The 14,781-nt window shown below is 56.0% G+C and carries 8 protein-coding genes and 3 pseudogenes; 7 read left to right on the top strand and 4 right to left on the bottom strand.

The window, feature by feature from the left end:
• Positions 1-86: 86 nt before the first annotated feature.
• From speB to JCM17844_RS00915, 6 genes and pseudogenes are all read left to right on the top strand, one after another.
• A pseudogene (gene speB / locus JCM17844_RS00935) lies at positions 87-1,024 on the top strand (agmatinase).
• 33 nt (positions 1,025-1,057) lie between these two features.
• Positions 1,058-1,402, top strand: a complete 345-nt coding sequence (locus JCM17844_RS00930; protein ID WP_149999252.1) for a tRNA-binding protein — start codon at positions 1,058-1,060, stop codon at positions 1,400-1,402.
• Positions 1,403-1,459: 57 nt separating this feature from the next.
• Entirely contained in the window at positions 1,460-3,067 is a 1,608-nt protein-coding gene (locus JCM17844_RS00925) for a carboxyl transferase domain-containing protein (RefSeq protein WP_149999251.1), read from the top strand.
• Between the two features lie 56 nt (positions 3,068-3,123).
• Complete coding sequence (locus tag JCM17844_RS16260) at positions 3,124-3,666, top strand: enoyl-CoA hydratase-related protein (RefSeq protein ID WP_210431084.1); 543 nt, start codon at positions 3,124-3,126, stop codon at positions 3,664-3,666.
• A complete protein-coding gene (locus tag JCM17844_RS16255; RefSeq protein ID WP_210431083.1) occupies positions 3,569-3,919 on the top strand; it encodes an enoyl-CoA hydratase-related protein in 351 nt (116 codons plus the stop codon). The genes JCM17844_RS16260 and JCM17844_RS16255 overlap by 98 nt, the downstream gene beginning before the upstream one ends.
• Before the next feature lie 6 nt (positions 3,920-3,925).
• Positions 3,926-5,950: an acetyl-CoA carboxylase biotin carboxylase subunit gene (locus JCM17844_RS00915; RefSeq protein WP_210431082.1), complete on the top strand. Its 2,025-nt coding sequence runs from the start codon at positions 3,926-3,928 to the stop codon at positions 5,948-5,950.
• Between the two features lie 138 nt (positions 5,951-6,088).
• Here JCM17844_RS00915 and prfB read toward each other — a convergent pair.
• The 4 genes and pseudogenes from prfB to JCM17844_RS00895 all read right to left on the bottom strand — a co-directional run bounded on the left by prfB (position 6,089) and on the right by JCM17844_RS00895 (position 11,126).
• A protein-coding gene (prfB, locus tag JCM17844_RS00910; protein ID WP_149999250.1) for a peptide chain release factor 2 occupies positions 6,089-7,217 on the bottom strand; the annotation gives its coding sequence in 2 pieces (ribosomal slippage) (positions 6,089-7,147 and positions 7,149-7,217; 1,128 coding nt in all).
• Positions 7,218-7,258: 41 nt separating this feature from the next.
• Positions 7,259-9,650: pseudogene (locus tag JCM17844_RS16985) on the bottom strand (penicillin-binding protein 1A).
• Positions 9,651-9,900: 250 nt separating this feature from the next.
• Positions 9,901-10,911, bottom strand: a complete 1,011-nt coding sequence (locus tag JCM17844_RS00900) for an N-acetylmuramoyl-L-alanine amidase (RefSeq protein WP_149999249.1) — start codon at positions 10,909-10,911, stop codon at positions 9,901-9,903.
• Positions 10,908-11,126, bottom strand: coding sequence for a hypothetical protein (locus JCM17844_RS00895; protein WP_149999248.1), 219 nt, complete (start codon positions 11,124-11,126; stop codon positions 10,908-10,910). The genes JCM17844_RS00900 and JCM17844_RS00895 overlap by 4 nt, the downstream gene beginning before the upstream one ends.
• A gap of 553 nt (positions 11,127-11,679) precedes the next feature.
• Between JCM17844_RS00895 and JCM17844_RS00890 the strand changes: the two are divergent.
• Positions 11,680-14,639: pseudogene (locus tag JCM17844_RS00890) on the top strand (Rne/Rng family ribonuclease).
• The last annotated feature ends 142 nt before the right edge of the window (positions 14,640-14,781 follow it).

Below are 14,781 nucleotides of genomic sequence, written 5' to 3'. Positions count from 1 at the left end.
CACGGCCTCTTGCCTATTTGATCGACTGTTGTAGATAGCCATGCAGAATGCCGCTGCATGGCTTTCTTTTCCAAAGGATTCTTGTGATGACAGACCTTCGTTACCTTCCTTCCGAAGACGGCTTTTTAGGCCTTGACGATGAAGACGGCATAGCGCTTGAAAATGCTCGTGCGGTCATCGTCCCTTCGGGCTTGAGGCTACGGTTTCCTACGAAGGCGGAACCGCAAAGGGACCACAGGCCATGCTGGACGCCAGCCACGAGGTCGAGCTCTTTGATGAAGAATTCTGGATGGAGCCGGTGCACCATTATGGCGTGGCCACATTGGAGCCGCCGGTGATCGAAAAACCGGTGGAAAAGGCTCTGGATCAGTTGGCTGCCATTACCGGAGAAATTCTGGCGCAAGACCGTTTCCCCATGGTGTTTGGCGGGGAACATTCCATCACCCCCGGTGCCATCCGCCCGTTTCTGGAAACGGTGCCGGATCTGGTGATCCTGCATTTCGATGCCCATGCGGATCTGCGCGATGGGTATGAAGGCGAACGCTTCAGCCATGCTTCGGCCATCCGCCGGGTGCTGGATGATCCGTCGGCAGAAGTGGTGTCGGTGGGTATTCGCAATATCTCCCAAAGTGAAATCCCGTTTCTGGAAGAAAACCGCCACCGCATCCACATGCACTGGGCAAAAGACAAAGCCTTATGGACATTGGATAAGATTGTCGAACCCTTGCGTGATCGCCCAATTTATCTAACCTTTGATCTGGATGGCTTTGATGGATCGGTGATGCCCGCCACCGGCACGCCGGAACCGGGCGGATTGTTCTGGGACGATGTGATGGCCATCATCCGCAAAGCCGCCGAAGTCGGCGATATTATCGGGGCGGATATCAATGAACTATCGCCCCGCCCCGGCCTGCATGGATGTGATTTTCTGGCCGCCAAACTGGCTTATAAAATCCTGTCCTATGCCCATTTGGGAGCACCGCAGAACAAAGGCTCTCGCCCGGCCAATCAATCGATTCATTAAGCCAGACAGCCGCCATATTGAGAAAGGCACCCTATGACCACCAAAGATCTCAGTTGGGATGATTTCATGCGGGTTGATCTGCGTGCCGGAACAGTGGTCAGTGCCGAGCCATTCCCGCAGGCCCGCAAACCCGCCTATAAACTGGTGGTGGATTTCGGTCCGGAGATCGGAATGCGTAAAACAAGCGCACAAATCACCGATCATTATCAGCCGCAGGATCTGGTGGGGCGGCAGGTTCTTGGTGTGGTAAATTTTCCGCCAAAACAGATTGGACCGTTCATGTCGGAATGTCTTGTGACCGGAATTTATGCCGAAGATGGCTCCGTGGTGCTTGCGGTTCCCGATAAACCGGTCCCCAATGGAGCCCGTCTTGGATAGCTATAAGCCAAGGTTCACGCGACAAGACCGCATTTTCGATCAGGCAAAGAGTGATTTATGACCCGTCTCAAAACATCCATTCAGCCCGGCACGGACGCGTTTGAGGCCAATGCCGACCATATGCGCGGCCTTGTGGATGATCTGTCCAAGCTTTGTGAAAAGATTGCCAAAGGCGGCCCCGAACGCGCCCGCGACAAGCATCTGGCACGCGGTAAATTGCTGCCCCGTGATCGCATTGCCACTTTGCTCGATCCCGGATCACCCTTTCTGGAACTGTCGCAGCTTGCAGCATATGGCATGTATGACGCCGATATTCCGGCGGGCGGTATCATCACCGGCATCGGGCGAGTCTCCGGCGTGGAATGTTTGATCGTATGCAATGATGCCACGGTAAAGGGCGGGACATATTTCCCTATTACCGTGAAAAAGCATCTGCGGGCCCAGGATATTGCCCGCGAAAACAACCTGCCCTGCATTTATCTGGTGGATTCCGGCGGGGCCAATCTGCCCAATCAGGACGACGTGTTCCCCGACCGCGATCATTTTGGCCGGATTTTCTATAATCAAGCCAATTTGTCTGCCATGGGTATTCCGCAGATTGCCGTGGTTATGGGCAGTTGTACCGCAGGCGGGGCCTATGTCCCTGCTATGGCTGATGAATCCATCATCGTCCAAAATCAGGGGACCATCTTTCTGGGCGGCCCGCCTTTGGTGAAAGCGGCAACAGGCGAAGAGGTTTCGGCGGAAGATCTGGGCGGCGGCGATGTGCATGCCCGCGTTTCCGGTGTCAGCGACCATCTGGCCGCCAATGACAGCCAGGCCTTGATGCAGGCACGGCGAATCGTTGCCAATCTAAACCGGCGCAAAACCCCCGATCTGGATATCCGCGAGTCCCGCCCGCCCCTTTACGACCCCCGTGAGATTTACGGCATCATTCCCAAAGATACCCGCCAACCCTATGATGTGCGCGAAGTGATCGCCCGCCTTGTGGATGGCTCGGAGTTCGACGAATTCAAAAAGCTCTACGGCACCACATTGGTCACCGGCTTTGCACATATTCACGGCTATCCCGTTGGAATTATTGCGAATAATGGTGTTTTGTTTTCGGAATCCGCCTTGAAGGGTGCGCATTTCATCGAACTGTGCTGCCAGCGCGGCATCCCTTTGGTGTTCTTGCAAAACATCACCGGCTTCATGGTGGGCCGCAAATATGAAACCGGCGGCATCGCCAAGGATGGCGCCAAAATGGTAACGGCGGTGGCCTGCGCCAAGGTGCCGAAATTCACCGTGCTTATCGGCGGCTCTTATGGCGCGGGGAATTACGGCATGTGCGGACGTGCCTATAGCCCGCGCTTTATGTGGATGTGGCCCAATGCCCGCATTTCCGTGATGGGCGGCGAACAGGCCGCCAATGTTCTCGCCACCGTGAAGCGCGATTCCATGGCCGCTCGTGGCGAAGACTGGAGCCAAAGCGCCGAAGAGGCCTTTAAAGCGCCCATCCGCGATACCTATGAAGCGCAAGGCCATCCCACTTATGCTTCAGCCAGATTGTGGGACGATGGGGTCATTGATCCCGCCGATACCCGTACCGTGCTGGGCCTTGGCTTGTCAGCGGCCCTGAACGCCCCCATTGAAAAAACCCGTTTCGGCATTTTTCGTATGTAGGACATGGCCCACAGGGCTAATGACGAAAAAGCACCCACAACTGAAAGGACCGCGCCATGTCCGCCAATATTTTGATCGAAAAAGATGATCGCGGTGTTGCCATGATCCGTATGAACCGAGCACAGGTTCATAATGCCTTCAATGACGCACTGATCCGCGAACTGACCCATGCCTTCAAGGACGTCAGCGATGATGATGATGTGCATATGGTGATGTTGCGCGGGGAAGGCAAAAGCTTTTGCGCCGGGGCGGATCTGGATTGGATGAAAACCGCCGCCAGCTATTCCGAAGCGCAAAACCATGCGGATGCCCAAAGGCTTTCGGAAATGCTGCACCATGTAAATACCTGCCCGAAACCCGTTATTGCCCTTGTCCAGGGGGCAGCCTTGGGCGGAGGAGCCGGTCTTGTGGCCTGTGCCGATATTGTGCTGGCCGTGCGCGATGCCCGCTTTGGGTTTTCCGAAGTCCGTCTGGGGCTGACACCGGCCACCATCAGCTTATGTGCTGGCCAAAATTGGCGAAAGTGCCGCCCGGCGTTATTTTCTGACCGCCGAACGATTTGGTGCCGAGGTTGCCCGGGAAATCGGGCTTGTGCATGAAACCGTCGGCTCGGAAAACGATCTGAATGGGGCAGCCGACCGCGTTGTCGATCAGCTTTTGGCAGGCGCACCCAAGGCGCAAAGCGCCGCCAAGGATCTGATCTTTACCGTTAAAAACCGGACCATCGACACCGCCTTGCGCGATGAAACGGCGGCACGGATTGCCGCACGACGCACATCCAGAGAAGCGCGAGAAGGCATGGCGGCGTTTTTTGAAAAGCGCAAACCGTCATGGACAAAAGAAGGGCAATGACCTGATATGACCCGTTTGTTCAACAAGATCCTTATTGCCAATCGCGGCGAAATCGCTTGTCGCGTTATCCGGACAGCCCGCGCCATGGGTATTGGAACGGTGGCCGTTTACTCTGATGCCGATGCGCATGCGCTGCATGTGGAACTGGCCGATGAAGCGGTACATATCGGGCCTGCCCCCGCCGCACAAAGCTATCTATGCGCCGATAAAATTCTGGATATAGCCAAGCGCTTGCATGTGGATGCCATCCATCCCGGCTATGGATTCCTATCGGAAAATGCCGATTTTGCGCAGGCTTGCGAAGATGCCGGGATTGTCTTTATCGGCCCCACCGCCGATAGCATCCGTAAAATGGGCCTCAAAGACGAAGCCAAACGGCTGATGTCGCTGGCCGGTGTGCCGGTGGTCCCCGGTTATTTAGGGGCAGATCAAAGCGAAGCCCATCTGAGCGCGCAAGCCCGGGAAATCGGCTATCCGGTGCTGATCAAAGCGGTGGCCGGCGGTGGCGGTAAAGGCATGCGCCGGGTTGACAATGAAAAGGATTTTGCCGCCAGCCTGAAAGGGGCCAAGCGCGAAGCTGCCGGGGCCTTTGGCAATGATCATGTGCTGATCGAAAAATATATCCAGAAACCACGCCATATAGAAGTGCAGGTCTTTGCCGACGGGCGCGGCCATGGAGTGTATCTGTTCGAGCGCGATTGCTCCCTTCAGCGCCGTCACCAAAAGGTGGTGGAAGAAGCTCCGGCACCGGGCATGTCGCCCGCATTGCGCCGCAAAATGGGCGAAGCAGCCGTGGCCGCAGCCCAGACCATCGGCTATCACGGTGCAGGAACGGTGGAATTCATTGTTGATGTGGAACACGGCCTGGACGGTGCCCCCTTCTATTTCATGGAAATGAATACGCGGCTGCAGGTGGAGCATCCCGTCACCGAAATGATCTCGGGCGAAGATCTGGTGGAATGGCAGATCCGCGTGGCCGCAGGAGAGCCTTTGCCGCTGGATCAGGGCGATCTGGCCATTGACGGCCATGCCATAGAGGTGCGGCTTTATGCCGAAGACCCCAGCCGTGACTTTTTGCCCGCCACCGGCACATTAAACCGTTATCGTCCGCCCATGGATGAAGATTTCACCCGTGTAGATACCGGCGTGCGCGAACATGATTCCATCAGCGTGCATTATGACCCGATGATTGCCAAGATCATCACTTGGGGCGAAGACCGTGAAGCCGCGCTTCACCATATGGCCCAAGCACTTTCGGAAACGGAAATCGCGGGGCTTGCCACCAATCTGCCGTTCCTGAAGCAAGTGATCGCCCATCCCGAATTTGCGTCCGGCAATGTGGACACCGGCTTTATCCCGCGTCATGCCGATGCGCTATTGCCCGAAGCGGCACCCGCCAGCGACATTTGCCTTGCCCTTGCCACCCTTGGCATTCTGGCCGCCCGTGAAGATCGCGCTTTCGATGAAGCGGCCCGATCCAATGATCCTTTCTCGCCCTGGCATGATCCCAGCGGCTGGCAAGCCAATCTGGCCTCATGCGAATGCCAAGACTATATAGACGGAACGGGCGCATCCCGGTCTGTCAAGATCACCATCACGGATCAAGGCTATCGGCTAGAGATCGACGGTCAACGCTATGATGCGCAAATCCGTGCCCATATGGAAGAAGGCAAGATTGAAACCGAGATTTCCGGGCAGATCTATCGCGCCACCATTTTGGTAAATCCCGAACAGGTGCAGGTAATTTTCGCAGGCAATACGGAAAGCCTGAAACGCCTGTCCGCCAAATTCGATCCGGAAGAAGATGCCGATGGGCCGGGTGCCATCACGGCCCCCATGCCGGGGAAAGTTCTCGATATTCTGGTGTCCGATGGGGATACTGTGGAAAAGGGGCAAGCCTTGCTGGTGCTGGAAGCCATGAAGATGGAACACACCCTTACCGCGCCACGCGATGGAACGGTCTCTAATCTGTCAGCGAAAACAGGCGACCAAGTGTCGGATGGTGCGGTGCTTGTCACCATCAGCGATTAAGGGCGACCCAATTAGAAAACCGGATTCCCGGATCAAGTCCGGGAATGACGACGGGGTGTATAAGTCCGGGAATAACGAGAGGGATAAAAGCCCTGCCCCTTATCCGTCACCCCCGGGCTTGACCAAGCATTCACCAGCCTAATCCACATCCTCTACCGCCGCATCACTCCCGTGGATACGGGCCGCAAGGGCAGCAGCAAGGAAGGCATCAATATCGCCGTCCAGCACTTTATCGGGCTGGCTGGTTTCCACGCCGGTGCGCAAATCCTTCACCATTTGATAGGGCTGCAACACATAAGACCGCAATTGATGCCCCCATCCGATATCCGATTTGGTGGCATTGGTGGCGGCGGCTTCGTCCTCGCGGCGTTGCAATTCCCGTTCATAAAGACGGGCTTTCAACATCGACATGGCGCTGGCGCGGTTTTTATGCTGCGAGCGTTCGCTTTGGCAGGCCACCACGATCCCGCTTGGGATATGGGTGATGCGCACCGCACTATCGGTGGTGTTCACATGCTGGCCACCAGCCCCCGAAGAGCGATATGTATCCACCTTCAGGTCTTTGTCGATGATATCCACCTCGATATTATCATCCACCACCGGATAAACCCAGACAGAGGCAAAGCTGGTATGGCGGCGGGCCGAGCTGTCATAAGGCGAGATCCGCACCAAACGGTGCACGCCGGATTCGGTTTTCGCCCAGCCATAGGCATTTTCCCCCTTCACCAAGAGGGTGGCCGATTTGATCCCGGCTTCTTCGCCTGCGGAATATTGGATAATCTCGCCTTTAAAGCCGCGTTTTTCCGCCCAGCGCATATACATGCGCAACAGCATTTCGGCCCAATCCTGACTTTCGGTGCCACCAGCGCCGGAATGCACTTCGATATAGCAATCGGACCCATCGGCCTCGCCCGAAAGCAGGCTTTCGATTTCTTTCTTTCCGGCAAGAACCGCCAAATCCTCCAGCACGGAAATGCTTTGCGCTTCCAGATCCTCGTCACCTTCTATTTCGGCGAGTTCGATCATCTCAATGGTGTCATCCATCTCGCGCTGAATGTCTTTGCATGCAGAAATGGAATCTTCCAAACGCGTGCGTTCGCGCATCAATGTCTGGGCGCGTGACGGATCGTTCCAAAGCTCGGGATTTTCTACTTCGGCGTTCAATTCTTCAAGTCGGTCCAGGGCAGCATCCCAGTCAAAGATGCCTCCTCAGCAGTGCGAGCGACTGCTTGATTTTATCGACCAATGTTTGGGCTTCTGCGCGCATAAAGTCCTCATATCTTCATCACGGAAACAGGCACATCCAGATCAATATAATCCGCCCGTGCCTTTTCTCAGCCTGCCGTCTAACGCCAGAGAACCCGGTCCGTCAAGCACGGCGACTTGCCCGGGGACGGGTTCGGTGCCCGGGATAAAGGCTTCCAATATGACATTATTGTCCCCGGGGCGGGCTGGAACGCCGGTTTGCGCATCAACCCGCACCAACCGGACCCCTTCGGGAATACGGAAAGGAATACCGGTTTTTCCTTCAAAGGCTCCGGCCATGAAATCCTTGAAAATGGGCGCAGCAGCGCTAGAGCCCTCTTCTCCCGGCCCCAAAGAGCGTGGACGGTCAAAGCCCACAAACACCCCCACGGCCAAATCCGGCGCAAATCCCACGAACCATGTATCGAACGATTCGTTGGTGGTGCCGGTCTTGCCTGCAAGGGGAATACCAAGCGACCGAATACGGCGACCGGTTCCACGCTCCACAACACCTTCCAGCATGTGCGTTACCTGATAGGCAATGCGCGGATCGATGATCTGTTCACGATTGTCGGGCAGATCGGGCGGTGCCTGGCCTTCCCAAGCCTCGGCCTCGCAGCCGGTACACGGGCGCATATCATGGCGCATAATGGTTTTGCCATAACGGTCCTGAATACGGTCGATCAAAGTCGGCTCGATTTTCTTGCCGCCATTGACCAGCATGGCATAGGCCGCGGTCAGATCCAGCGGCGTCACCTCTCCGGCTCCCAGTGCATGGGCCAGATTGGGCTCCATCCCAACATCAAGGCCAAAGCGCCGCGCCATATCCATCACCCGGCCCATGCCGATATATTGTGCCACCCGCACAGTCATCAGATTGCGGCTTTTCTCCAGCCCCAAACGCAAGGTGGACGGGCCATAAAAACGGTTCGATGAATTGCGCGGTTTCCACTTGCCCTGCCCGTCTCCCTGATCGATTACAAAAGGCGCATCCAGCACCAGAGAAGACGGTGTAAAGCCCTGCTCCAAGGCTGCTGCATAGACAAAGGCTTGAACGCCGAGCCGGGCTGGCGATGGGCCTGCGTTGCACGGTTGAACTGGCTGGCGGTAAAATCGAAACCGCCAACAAGCGCCAGAACACGCCCTGTATGAGGGTCCAGCGCCACCAGCGCCCCCTCGATATTCGGCACCTGACGCAAACCATAAGAGGCCACCAACCCCACCGGGCGGCCATCCTCGGTGAAAAAGCTATCCAGCCGCATCTGCTCGCTTTGATCGGCCAAACGCTCCACCGCAATCACATCGCCGGTTTTCAGCACCTGATCGGGATCTTCAGGGGGATGCGTTACCCGTTCACCGGGCAACCAACGCCGCGCCCATGCCATTTCCGAAAAAGGAATAAAGCCATAGCTTCCATCGGTCAAGCCTACCACGGCCCCTTCGGCCCGCACATCATGCACAAGAGCCAATTGCCAGCTTTCAATGCCAAGCGGCGTTGGCACATTGGACAACCGTGTCACCCAATCGCCTTCAATGGACCGACTCGTTATTGCGCCGCGCCAACCATGCCGCCTGTCATAGGCGACCAAGCCATCACGCAAGGCTTTTTCGGCAATAGCTGCAGTTTCGGTTCCAAAGTGGTGCGCACAGACAGGCCGCCGCCATAAAGTTTTTTGCTGCCATAGTCCTGCGCAAGCTGGCGGCGCACGGCTTCTTCAAAATAATCGGCACGGAAGCTGGCTTCACCGCTGCGGGGCCGCACATCCAAAGGAGCCGCCTGCGCTTCGCGCATTTCTTCTTTTGAAATATAGCCGTTTTCTTCCATCTGGGACAAAACCCAATTGCGACGGGCAATCGCCGCTCCTTTGCGGCGGATGGGATGGTAATTATACGGAGCCTTGGGAAGGGCCGCCAGATAGGCGCTTTCCGCCAAGGTCAGTTCATCCACCGACTTATCGAAATAATTGAGCGAGGCCGCCGCCAGACCATAAGACCCATATCCGAACAGAATCTCGTTGAGATACAATTCCAGAATGCGGTCTTTTGAAAATGCCCGCTCGATACGGAACGCCAAAATCGCTTCCTTGATTTTGCGTTCGTAGGACACTTCATTGGTGAGCAGGAAATTTTTTGCCACCTGTTGGGTGATGGTAGACGCCCCCACAGGCCGGCGGCTGGTAAGCACATTGCGGACATTGGTGGCCATGGCCCGGGCAATGCCGAAAAAATCCACACCGGGATGGTGATAGAAATTTTTATCTTCTGCCGACAAAAAGGCATGGATAATTTGCTTGGGCACCACATCAATGGGGATGAACAGGCGCTTTTCAGTGGCAAATTCCGTCACCAAAGACCCGTCGCCTGCATGCACCCGTGTCATCACCGGCGGTTCATAATCGGCCAATTGGGTATAATCAGGCAAATCGCGGCCATAGGTCATCAGGGCAAAAAGCATTGCCCCGCCCACCAACAGCAAACCCAGGAAAAAAGCACGCCTGTGCCTGCCAAGCTCCAGACAATAATCCGTTTTTTACGACTCATCTTTGCCTGTCATTCCATATCAGTCCGTTTCGCCCCAAATGCCGTCCACAGACCACAGTTCCATTGAACGCCACAATCGGTTCGACAATAAAGACGCAATATGGCTCCTCTATGTCCATAAAAGACATTGATTTTTTGCCTTGACCGCCATTCTGGGCAGTTTATCAGAATTGCTCGCGATCCACCGATTCAAAATACCGGTCGATCCCGGATAACAAGCCGCTGGCCAGCCGCGCCTGTCCCTCTTTCGAGCCAAGCATACGCGCATCCTGTATATTGGACATATAGCCCATTTCCACAAGAACCGACGGGACATCCGGCGCCTTGAGCACCACAAAGCCCGCAAAGCGGTGCGAATTGCGGCGCAAAAGCACGCGTTTTTTCAATTCGGGGATCAGATAATTGGCAAAGCGTGCGGAATAATTCATCGACTCACGCTGGGCCAAATCAATCAGGATACTGGCAACTTCCGGCGCTTCATCAGCCAGATCCATGCCGGCCAGAATATCCGCTTTGTTTTCACGTCGGGCAAGAGCTGCCGCCTCCCGGTCAGAAGCGGTTTCAGACAATGTATAAACCGTGCCGCCTCGCACACTGCGATTATCCAGACTATCCGCATGCAGCGAGAGGAAAAGATCGGCTTTCTTGCGCCGCGCAACCTCGACCCTGTCCCGTAAACGCAGATAAATATCCCGATCCCGGGTCAAGACCGGCTGATAACGCCCCGATGCCTTGATCTGGCGGGCGGTTTCCATTGCCACGGCCAGCGTGATGTCTTTTTCGGGCCGCCCCGCCGCACCGGGAGCTCCGGGGTCATTCCCCCCATGCCCCGCATCGATCACGATAACCCGCTTGTCTTTAGACCTGCGCACCGATTGGCCCGGTGCCAGCACGCTTTGGGTCGGCGCACGATGTGCAACGGCAACGGGTTTGCGCACATTGGCAAGAAAATCGGCACGGCTGGTGGGGCGAATATCAAACACCAGACGATACCCATTGCCCCCTTGCGGCGGCAGGGTAAACATCCGGTCAAGGCTTCCCGGGGCTTGCAAATCCAGCACAAGTCGCGAGGTGTCATTGTCAAACAGGCCGTAGCGATAACGCTTTACCAGCCCTTTGCCTTCCCCGATCCCCTGACTATCAATATGAAATTCAACGGCGGGAAGGTCGATCACCAGCGATAAGGATCGGAAAGAGTAAACACCTCGGCCTGGATATCGCTATCCACATCCACCACAAAGCGGGTGCGGTCGCCATTTTCTCCCAAGCGCAAGCCGGTAACATCCGGCGCGGCCAAAAGTCCACCCACAGGCGGAAAAAGGAAAAGCGCCAGAACCGCCAGCAGGCAGCGAATCAAGAGAGTCTGTTCGCCCGGTTTCTTTTTTCCCACGCCTGTTTTCTCATATCTTGAGGACGGCATGTCCAGTTTCAGTCCCCTTATCCGATCATGCCAGAGTTAATGAATTGCCTATAGCGCAGAAAATGTCGTTTTTCCATCTTTGGGAACCATTTGTGCCATAACACCCACAAAAGATTGCATAGTGATGAAAATCAACACACAAAATGATTGTAACGGGCTTGGCAAGTGACTAGATTAAGAACACAAGTTCTCGCAGCCGCATGCTTTTACAATCCAGAGTATGCGACTTGCGCCGGTTCTGAAATGCCGAATTCTACGGCAAACGGCCTTAACCCTATGGGGCGAACGTCCTACAGAATCGGTGACTTGCCTTACGGCCCAAACCAATGGTTACAAATAACGTGTCATACCAACTCTCATCCCCCAAAACGCCTCGACAGGCGCGGGATGTTTGCGCCTTGGCCGCCAATGACAACCGGACCATTTGGGCTTCTCCCTTCTCACATACTCAATCTTACCCGCCCGCCAGCGCGCCCGGACAATTCCGGAAGTCGGCGCGGCGCGGCGTTCGGAGAATATATCAATGTCAACGCGCATGCTTATCGACGCGCGCCACCCGGAAGAAACCCGGGTCGCCGTTATCAAAGGCAACAGGTAGAAGAATTCGATTACGAAAGTGTCGCCAAGCGGCAATTAAAAGGAAATATCTATTTGGCAAAGGTGACGCGCGTCGAGCCGTCCCTTCAGGCCTGCTTTGTCGATTATGGCGGAAATCGCCACGGCTTCCTTGCTTTCAGCGAAATTCATCCCGACTATTATCAAATCCCCACCGAAGACCGGGAAGCCTTGCTGGCTGAAGAAGCTCAAACCGAGACATCCAAAACGGATGAGACAGAAGCACCTGCTTCCGAAAGCAAGGCCGACTCCGCCTCTGACAATGCGGAAACATCAGAACTGGACGACGATTCCGAACCGGAAGTCGAACAAATCTCTGGTGAAGACGACTATGAAGATGTGGGCCGCCGGCGTGCACAGGCTTTGCGTCGCCACTATAAAATTCAGGAAGTAATCAAGCGCCGCCAGATTTTGCTGGTGCAAGTGGTCAAAGAAGAACGTGGCACCAAAGGCGCCGCGCTGACCACCTATTTGTCTTTGGCCGGGCGCTATTGCGTGCTGATGCCCAACAGCCAAAATGGTGGCGGCATCAGCCGGAAAATCGCCAATTCCGCCGATCGGAAAAAGCTCAAGGATGTCATGGCGTCGCTCAATGTGCCGGAAGGCATGGGCTGCATCATCCGCACCGCAGGCCTTAACCGCACCAAGGTCGAGATCAAACGCGATTTCGATTATCTGGTCAGGCTGTGGGATGGCATCCGCGAACGGACCCTTAAATCCGTTGCTCCCGCTTTGATCCATGAAGAAGCCGATCTGATCAAGCGATCGATCCGCGATCTTTATTCCCGGGAAATCGACGAAATCCAGGTGGAGGGCGAAAACGGCTATAAGCTGGCGAAATCCTTTATGCGCCTGTTGATGCCCAGCCACGCCAAACGCGTTCAACATTATAAGGATCGCATTCCGCTGTTTCACCGCTATCAAGTGGAAAACCAGCTGGAGGCCATGTATTCGCCCATCGTTCAGCTGAAATCGGGCGGCTATATTGTCATCAATCCCACAGAAGCGCTCATCGCTATTGATGTGAACTCCGGTCGCTCCACCAAAGAGCACAATATCGAAGAAACCGCCTATAAGACCAATCTTGAAGCCGCTGACGAAGTGGCGCGGCAATTGCGCCTGCGCGATCTGGCCGGTCTTGTCGTCATTGATTTCATCGATATGGAAGACCGCGGCAATAACCGTTCCGTTGAAAAACGCATGAAAGATGCGCTGAAATCGGACCGGGCGCGTATTCAGGTAGGTCGGGTCTCGTCCTTTGGCTTGATGGAAATGTCGCGCCAGCGCCTGCGCCCCAATCTTCTTGAAGCCTCCATGAGCACCTGCCCGACCTGCAATGGCACGGCGGTGGTGCCGTCTGTTGAAATGGCCTCGCTCAATATCTTACGGGGACTGGAAGAAGAAGGCATTCGCGAGCGCAGCGCCGAACTGACTGTGCGGGCTCCCGCTTCTGTGGCCTTTTACCTGCTCAATCAAAAACGCGACATGCTGATTGATCTGGAGCAACGCTATGGCTTCACACTCAGCATCACAGCCGATGCCAATCTTGGGGCCTCCCCCTGGGAGCTGGAACGCGTTGCAAAAGATCCCGATCAGCCCGTCTCTTCTGGCAAGGATCAAACTGCGGTCCATGCCCAACAACAGGCCGAAGCGGTGGTGCAAAGCCAGCCCGCCGTCTCCGACGGGCCAAGCGAACCCCGGGATAATCGGGCAAGCTCTGATGAAGATGATGAAAGCGGTCGCAAGAAAAAGCGGCGGCGGCGGCGGCGTGGCAGGCGCGGTCGCGGCGGTGACGATCAGCAGCAATCCGCACAAAGCACCAATGGCACCGATCAACCCTCGATTGCCAACGATGACCAAGCCCATGCGGCTGACGGTGAACAACCCTCTGTATCCGAGGTGACGGAAGCATCCGCGCCACAGACAGAGGAAACAAAGGCTGGTTCGGACACAGAAAATGGCGAGCGGCCCCGGCGGCGTTCACGGCGGCGGCGGTCCCGCACATCATCCGAGCAACCGGAAAACCGCGAGGAAAAAGAACCAGTGCAGGCCAATGCTGCAGACGATGCGCCAATGGCAAGTGTCGAAGCGGATGGCTCGTCAAGCCAGAATGAAGAGGCTCTGGCCAGCAAAGCAACATCAAACGGCGATGATACCGCCGAGGCCAAGCCCCGCAAACGCCGCCGCGTAAGGCGCAGAACACCGGCAGCAGCAGCTGCAGCGGGCGACCAAACCGCTGAATCCACTGAAACCACCGATGCGCCCCAAAGCACCGACATGTCCCAAGGCAATGTCGAAGCGCCGGCAGACAAAGTGGCCGAAAAAGCCGATGCACCGGATGCGGAGGTTGAAAAACCACGCCGGCGGCGCAAAGCGCCTGTCCGCAAGACCGCCGCCAAGGAAAAGGCTGCGGCAACGGATGAAAGCACGCCCCCTGCATCTGATGCGACAAGCAAAGATGACGGAGACGAAAAGCCCAAGGCTCGGCGTACGCGGACGAGAAAACCTGCCGCACCGAAAACAGCCCCCGATGCCGCGCCTCAAAAAGAGGCTTCCCAAAGCGGCAAGGATGAGCAGAAAGGTACGGAAAAACAAAACCCTGCCCCCTCTGCGCCGGTTACCCCTGCGGCTGAGGTTGAAGCGAAGGCTGCGGCAGTCAGTGATGCCCCCGCTTCCGCATCAAAGCCCCGGGAAGATGCCAGAGGAGAATCAGCTGCGCTGTCTGCTCCGGCACCGATGAAAGAAGACGTGATCGAACGTCAGATCATCACCCCCGAGGGTAAAGAACACAAAAAAGTCACCACGACCGACAGTTCGGAAAAAACGGAACGCAAGCGGGGATGGTGGCAACGCGCCCTTGGTCGCTAAAGCCCCGAAATACGCTACAAGACGACCGACAAGGCGGGAGATGCATGCCATCATCCCGCCTTGTTGCTATGCTGAACTATGTTTCCCAGTAAGCGCATAAGGCCTGCCTGCCATTCTGATTGCGTTGACGGCACTTATGTCG

Origin of the sequence: Iodidimonas gelatinilytica, assembly GCF_008579125.1 — a bacterium.
Lineage (GTDB): Bacteria > Pseudomonadota > Alphaproteobacteria > Sphingomonadales > Rhodothalassiaceae > Iodidimonas > Iodidimonas muriae.
The sequence above is the reverse complement of the archived record's forward strand: the minus strand, read 5'-3'. Positions and strand labels throughout refer to the sequence as shown.